Origin of the sequence: Streptomyces sp. OfavH-34-F (genome assembly GCF_022347745.1) — a bacterium.
In the GTDB taxonomy this organism is placed as follows: domain Bacteria; phylum Actinomycetota; class Actinomycetes; order Streptomycetales; family Streptomycetaceae; genus Streptomyces.
This window is the reverse complement of record NZ_JAKRGC010000340.1, coordinates 1-6,540: the sequence shown is the minus strand read 5'-3', so window position 1 is coordinate 6,540 and position 6,540 is coordinate 1. Positions and strand designations below refer to the sequence as shown.

3 protein-coding genes and 2 pseudogenes are annotated in these 6,540 nt (G+C 72.3%); 2 read left to right on the top strand and 3 right to left on the bottom strand.

Going from position 1 to position 6,540, the window contains the following annotated elements:
• Positions 1–203 (top strand): annotated as a pseudogene (locus MHW47_RS30310) (serine/threonine protein kinase); the annotation flags it as partial.
• A 9-nt stretch (positions 204–212) separates the two neighbouring features.
• On the opposite strand, the gene MHW47_RS30305 reads toward MHW47_RS30310, so the two are convergent.
• Together MHW47_RS30305 and MHW47_RS30300 are read right to left on the bottom strand one after the other, a co-directional pair.
• Positions 213–1,205, bottom strand: a complete 993-nt coding sequence (locus tag MHW47_RS30305; RefSeq protein ID WP_239227060.1) for an aldo/keto reductase — start codon at positions 1,203–1,205, stop codon at positions 213–215.
• Position 1,206: 1 nt separating this feature from the next.
• On the bottom strand, positions 1,207–2,118 hold the full coding sequence (locus tag MHW47_RS30300; RefSeq protein WP_239227058.1) for an aldo/keto reductase: 912 nt from the start codon (positions 2,116–2,118) through the stop codon (positions 1,207–1,209).
• 443 nt (positions 2,119–2,561) lie between these two features.
• Here MHW47_RS30300 and MHW47_RS30295 point away from each other — a divergent pair, with 443 nt between their 5' ends.
• Entirely contained in the window at positions 2,562–6,044 is a 3,483-nt protein-coding gene (locus MHW47_RS30295) for a M28 family peptidase (protein ID WP_239227061.1), read from the top strand.
• Between the two features lie 69 nt (positions 6,045–6,113).
• On the opposite strand, the pseudogene MHW47_RS30290 reads toward MHW47_RS30295, so the two are convergent.
• Positions 6,114–6,540 (bottom strand): annotated as a pseudogene (locus MHW47_RS30290) (XRE family transcriptional regulator); the annotation flags it as partial.

Here is a 6,540-nt window from a genome sequence, read left to right as displayed (position 1 = left end):
GGCCCGGCAAGGCGCGGCGGCGTACCGCGGGCGAGGCGATCCGGCGCCGGCCGCGCGTGGCCAGCGCCATCGCGGGCGCGATCGCCTTTCTGGCGGCCGTGTTCCTGGGGATGAGCCTGTTCTCGCCGGACACCGGTGCGGCCACCGTCCCGGACGACGGGACGGCGACCGAGGCACCGGCGACGCCGGGCACGGGCGAGTAGCCCCGGCGGCTACCAGCGGTCGTGGACCGCCGCGCGGAACGTGCGGTCGTACAGGTCGCGCACCGCGTTCAGGGTGCTCTGCGGCAGCGGGGCGAGCGCGGCGGCGGCCGCGTTGGCCCGTGCCTGTCCGGTGGAGCGCGCGCCGGGGATGACGCTGGTCACGCCCGGCTGCTGGATGACCCAGCGGAGCGCCGTCTGCGCCGGTGTCGCGCCCTCGGGGGCGAGCCGGGCGAACGCTGCGGCGGCCTCGACCCCCGCCTCGTAGTCCACACCGGAGAAGGTCTCGCCCTGGTCGAACGCCTCGCCGTGCCGGTTGTACGTGCGGTGGTCGCCGGGGGCGAAGACGGTGTCGGCGGTGTACTTGCCGGAGAGCAGCCCGGAGGCGAGCGGCACCCGCGCGATGATGCCGACCCCGGCCGCGCGCGCCGCCGGCAGCACCTCGTCGAGGGGCTTGAGCCGGAACGGGTTGAGGATGATCTGCACACTGGCCACCCCCGGGCGGGCGATGGCCGTCAGCGCCTCGGCACAGGTCTCGACGCTGACCGCGTAGGCCGCGACGCGCTCCTCGGCGACGAGCGTGTCCAGCGCGTCGTACACCTCGTCGCGGGAGTAGACCGGGGTGGGCGGGCAGTGCAGCTGGACCAGGTCGAGGGTGTCCACGCCGAGGTTGGCGCGGGAACGGTCGTTCCAGGCGCGGAAGTTGTCCAGGGTGTAGTTCTCCGGGACCTGATCGGCGCGGCGGCCCATCTTCGTCGCGACGAAGACCCCGGCGTCGGGCCGCTCCTTCAGGTAGCGGCCGAGGCGCTGTTCGCTGCGGCCGTCGCCGTAGACGTCGGCGGTGTCGAAGAAGGTCACCCCCGCTTCGACGGCCGCGTCGAGCACGCCGAGGGCGTCCTCCTCGCGGACCTCGCCCCAGTCCCCGCCGAGCTGCCAGGTTCCCTGTCCGACGACCGAGACGTTCCGTCCGGTCCTGCCGAGTTCGCGCTGCTCCATGGGGATCATGCTACGCGGCCCGGCCCAGCCCGGTGAGGCGCCGCAGCTCCTCGCCGGTGAGCCGCAGGGCGCCCGCCGCCACGTTCTCCTCCAGGTGGGCGGGGTCGCCGGTGCCGGGAATGGCCAGGACGTGCGGGCCCTGCTGGAGCGTCCAGGCGAGCCTGACCTGGGCGGGCGTCGCGCCGTGGGCGCGGGCCACGTCGAGCAGCGCCTCGTGCTCATGGGCCGGGGCGGCCCCGGCCTCGCTTCCGGTGCCCGCGATGGCGTAGAAGGGGACGAAGGCGATGCCCAGTTCGCCGCAGAGGCGCAGGACCTCGTCGGCGCCGGGGCGCCGCTCGCCGATGCCGTACCGGTTCTGGACGCAGACGACCGGGGCGATGGCGCGGGCCTCGGCTATCTGCTCCGGCACGACGTTGGAGAGGCCCAGGTGGCGGACGAGCCCTTCCTCGCGCAGTTCCGCGAGGGCGCCGAAGAGGTCGCCGAGGGGGCGGGGGCCGTTCATCCGGAGGTTCACCACGTCGAGGTGGTCGCGGCCGAGCTGGCGGATGTTCTCCAGGACCCGCTCCCGCAGTTGCCCGGGGCGGGCCCAGTCGAGCCAGTCGCCGCCGGGGCCGCGGCCCGGTCCGACCTTGGTGGTGATGACGAGGTCGTCCGGATAGGGCCCGAGCGCCCGGTTGATCAGCTCGTTGGCCGAGCGCAGCGGCGAGAAGTAGAAGGCGGCCGTGTCGATGTGGTTCACGCCCAGTTCGACGGCCCGGCGCAGCACCGCGATCGCGCGGTCCCGGTCGTGCGGGGTGATGGCGTCGCCGAACGCCGGGCCGTTCTGGGTGAGCCGCATGGCGCCGAAGCCCATCCGGTTGACGGTGAGGTCGCCGAGTCGCCAGGTGCCGGCGGCCGCCGCGGTGAGGGTGTGCGTGGTCAAGGCCGATGCCTTCCGTGTGGTGGGTGATGAAGGGGCGCAGGGAGGACGGGGAGCGAGGCGGCGTATGAAGGGGAACCAGAAGGCTTGTGCAGCTATCGATTTCGTGATACGTTCGCCTCGACAGGTGCGTGTGAAGCGTCATTTGGTGAGAGTGCAGGATAGCGCCCGCCTCCCCGCCTGTCCATTCCCCCTCGCGCCGCCCTCCGGCCGCCGATCCCTCATGCGCCGTCGGCCCGCGGCGACTTGACGAGACTTGACAGCCCCTTTTCCGTGACCCGCCCTTTGTTGACGCGGTCATGACCACGTGTGAGTGTTCCGTCGCTCGATCACGGACACCGCCCGTCGGACGGCCGCGCCTGCCGCACGGGCGGACGCGTCTTCCCACGCCGCTGTCCGTGGCCGAGGTCCCCACACGACGAGGAGCCTCGATGAAACGCAGACCGATGACGGCCGGGACAACCCTGGCCGTCCTCGCCGGAATGCTGGTCGCCACCACTGGCCAGCCGGCATCCGCGGAACCCGCACCACCGCCCGCCCCCAAGGCACTGACCGCCGCCGTCAACGCCGCCGACCGGGCGGCCGACAGCGGACTCGACACCCTGGCCAAGGGCCCGGACGAGCGCTACGAGCGCCGGCGGGTCACTCCGTGGGTCAACGGGCTCTACTCCGTCGCGTACGAGCGCACCTACCGGGGTCTGCCCGTCGTCGGCGGGGACGCCGTCGTGGTGGCCGACTCCAAGGGCCGGGTGCGCGGCTCCCAGTCCGCGGTCTCGCGCCGCATCAACGTACCCACCACGGCCACCGTCTCCGCCAAGGCGGCCGAGGCCACCTCGCGCGAGCGGCTGCGCACCGTGGACAAGGTCGAGAGCCACCGCCTGGTCGTCCGCGCCACCGCGAAGCGCTCGCGACTCGCCTGGGAGACCGTGCTCACCGGCCGGACCGCCGAGGCGCCGAGCCGGCTGCACGTCTTCGTCGACGCCGGCACCGGCAAGGTCATCGACAGCTACGACGACGTCCGGGCCGGCACCGGCAACAGCCAGTGGAACGGGCCCTCCCCCCTCTCCATCGACACCTCCTCCTCCGGCGGCAGCTACTCGCTGCGCGACACCGGCCGCCCCGGCCTCAGCTGCGCCGACTACAGCACCGGCAGCGTGTTCACCAAGTCCACCGACTCCTGGGGCAACGGCAGCGCCACCAGCAGGGAGACCGGCTGCGTCGACGTGATGTGGGCCGCCCAGCACGAGTGGAACATGCTGCGCGACTGGCTCGGGCGCAACGGCCACGACGGCAACGGCCGCAGCTGGCCCGTCAAGGTGGGCCTCAACGACGTCAACGCCTACTGGGACGGCTCCTCGGTCTCCATCGGCCACAACCAGGCCAACCAGTGGATCGGTGCCATGGACGTCGTGGCCCACGAGTTCGGCCACGGCATCGACCAGTACACGCCGGGCGGCGCCAACCACGAGTCCGGGCTCGGCGAGGCCACCGGCGACATCATGGGCGCGCTGACCGAGGCGTACACCAACGAGCCCGCCCCGTACGACGACCCGGACTACACCGTCGGCGAGAAGATCGACCTCGTCGGCAACGGGCCGATCCGGGTCATGTACAACCCGGGCCAGACCGGTGACCCGAACTGCTACAGCTCCTCCATACCCAACACCGAGGAGCACGCGGCGGCGGGCCCGCTCAACCACTGGTTCTACCTGCTCGCCGAGGGCTCCAACCCCGGCGGCGGCAAGCCGTCCAGCCCCACCTGCAACAACTCCACGGTCACCGGGGTCGGCATCCAGGACGCCGGCAAGGTGTTCTACGGCGGCATGCTGCTCAAGACCAGCGGCATGACGTACAAGCGCTACCGCACGACCACCCTCACCGCCGCGAAGAGCCTGGACGCCAGCTGCGTGCTGTTCAACCGCACGAAGGCGGCGTGGGACGCCATCAGCATCCCCGCCCAGAGCGGCGACCCCAGCTGCTCGCCGAGCGGCACCAACGACTTCTCGCTGTCCCTGGACCCGGCGTCCGGCTCGGTCAAGCCCGGCGGCTCGGTGACGGCCACCGTCCGTACGACGGTCACCTCCGGCAGCGCCCAGACGGTGAACCTGTCCGCGAGCGGCCTGCCCAGCGGCGTGACCGTCTCGTTCAGCCCCGCCTCGGTGCAGTCCGGTGCCACCTCCGCCATGACCGTGTCGGCCTCCTCGGCGGCCTCCCCCGGCTCGTACACCTTCACGGTCAAGGGAGCGGGCGCCCAGGACCACACCGCGCAGTACACCCTCACCGTGAATGATGGCGGCGGCACGCCCGGCGGCACCCCGCCCGACATCGACGTCGCCAAGGTTCAGGCGCACCTGACGCAGTTCAACACCATCGCCTCGCAGAACGGCGGCAACCGGCGGGCCGGCAGCGCCGGCTACAACGCCTCGCTCAGCTACGTGAAGGGCAAGCTCCAGGCGGCCGGCTACACGGTCACCGAACAGACCTGCGCCACCTGCACCTACACCGGCAAGAACCTCATCGCGGACTGGCCCGGCGGGCCCGCCGACAGCACCGTGATGTTCGGCGCGCACCTGGACGGCGTGTCCGCCGGACCCGGTATCAACGACAACGGCTCCGGCTCCGCTACCCTGCTGGAGAACGCGCTCGCGCTCGCCCAGCAGAACCCCACCATGACCAAGCACGTCCGGTTCGCCTGGTGGAACGGTGAGGAGCAGGGCCTCCAGGGCTCCAAGTACTACGTGAGCCAGCTGAGTTCGGCGCAGCGAAGCGCCATCACCGCCTACTACAACTTCGACATGGTGGCCTCGGTCAACGGGGGCTACTTCATCAACAACCTCAACTCCACCGCGTCCGCCCCGATGAAGGCGTACTGGGACTCCCTCGGACTCGCGCCGGAGGAGAACGTGGAGGGCCAGGGCCGCTCCGACGACTACTCCTTCCAGCAGGCGGGCATCCCGACCTCGGGGTACGCGACCGGGGCCAGTGACACCAAGACGTCCGGCCAGGCCGCCAAGTGGGGCGGCACGGCGGGCCGTTCGTACGACCCGTGCTACCACTCCTCCTGCGACACCACCGCCAACATCAGCGCCACCGCGCTCAACCGCAGCGCCGACGGGGTCGCCTACACGCTGTGGAAGTCCGCCGTGGGCTCCACCGCGCCCGGCGACGACTTCTCCGTCTCGGTGAACCCGGTCTCGGGCAGCGTCCAGCCGGGCGGCTCGGTCACCGCGACCGTGTCCACGGCCACCACCGGCGGCGACGCCCAGAGCGTGCGGCTGTCGGCGTCCGGTGCTCCGAGCGGGGTGACCGTCTCGTTCTCGCCGTCCACCGTGCAGTCCGGCGCGTCGGCCACGATGACCGTCTCCGCGAGTGCCCAGACCCCGGCGGGCACGTACACGCTCGTGGTGACCGGAACCGGCACGGCCACCCACACCACCACGTACTCCCTGGTGGTCGGTGGCAGCGGCGGCTGTGAGCCCCGGCAGGTCGTCGGCAACGGCGGCTTCGAGAACGGGACCACCCCCTGGTCGCAGACCAGTGGCGTGATCAACAACCGGACCTCCGAAAAGCCCGCCCACAGCGGCGCCTACCAGGCGTGGCTCGGCGGCTGGGGCAGCACCCACAGCGACTACGTCACCCAGTCGGTGACCGTGCCGTCCGGCTGCGCGACGTACCGGCTGTCGTTCTACCTGCGCACGGACACCGCCGAGACCCCCGACGGGAACGCGTACGACACGTTCACCGTCAAGCTGGGGTCGCGGACGCTGGCCACGTACTCGAACCTGGACGCGACCGGCGGGTACGTCCAGCGGACGTTCGACGTGTCGTCGGCGGCCGGGCAGACGCTGACACTGAGCTTCACCAGCGACGAGGACGCCTATCTGCAGACCAGCTTCGTGCTGGACGACGTGGCACTCGACGTGAGCTGACGCGGTAACGACGCACGGAGGGGGCGGGGCGTGGTGACACGCCCCGCCCCCGCGTCATGGGCCGGCCCGTCAGCGGACGGCGACGGCCAGCCTGCGGACGAGGTCGTCGATCTCGGACCGGTCGGCGCCCGGCGCGGCCAGTCTGGCGTGCAGGCCGCGCAGTTCCTGGCCGAGCACGGTCGCGGGGTGCACCTCGGTGGTGTCCAGGAGGTGCCCGGCGACGGCCGCGGCGGCGACCGGTTCCCCCGCGCAGACGTAGGCGTCGGCGGTCCGGGCCAGGAAGAGCAGCCGGGCGGAGCGCATCCCGGGCGGCAGCAGCCGGGTCGCGGTGCCGATCGCGTCGAGGGCGCGGAACGCGAAGCGGCGCCGGCCGGTCACGGCGGCGAGGTCCCGCAGCGCCCCGGCCACCCCGGACTCCGTGCGCAGGCGCAGCGAGGCGACGGACAGCCAGGGTGCCTCGGTCTCGTCGCGCTCCCCCGCCCGGTCCGCCTGGGCC

Excerpts from the sequence above, each read along its gene's own strand:
- MHW47_RS30305 (WP_239227060.1), bottom strand. The coding sequence starts at position 1,205 with ATGATCCCCATGGAGCAGCGCGAACTCGGCAGGACCGGACGGAACGTC.
- MHW47_RS30295 (WP_239227061.1), top strand. The coding sequence starts at position 2,562 with ATGACGGCCGGGACAACCCTGGCCGTCCTCGCCGGAATGCTGGTCGCC.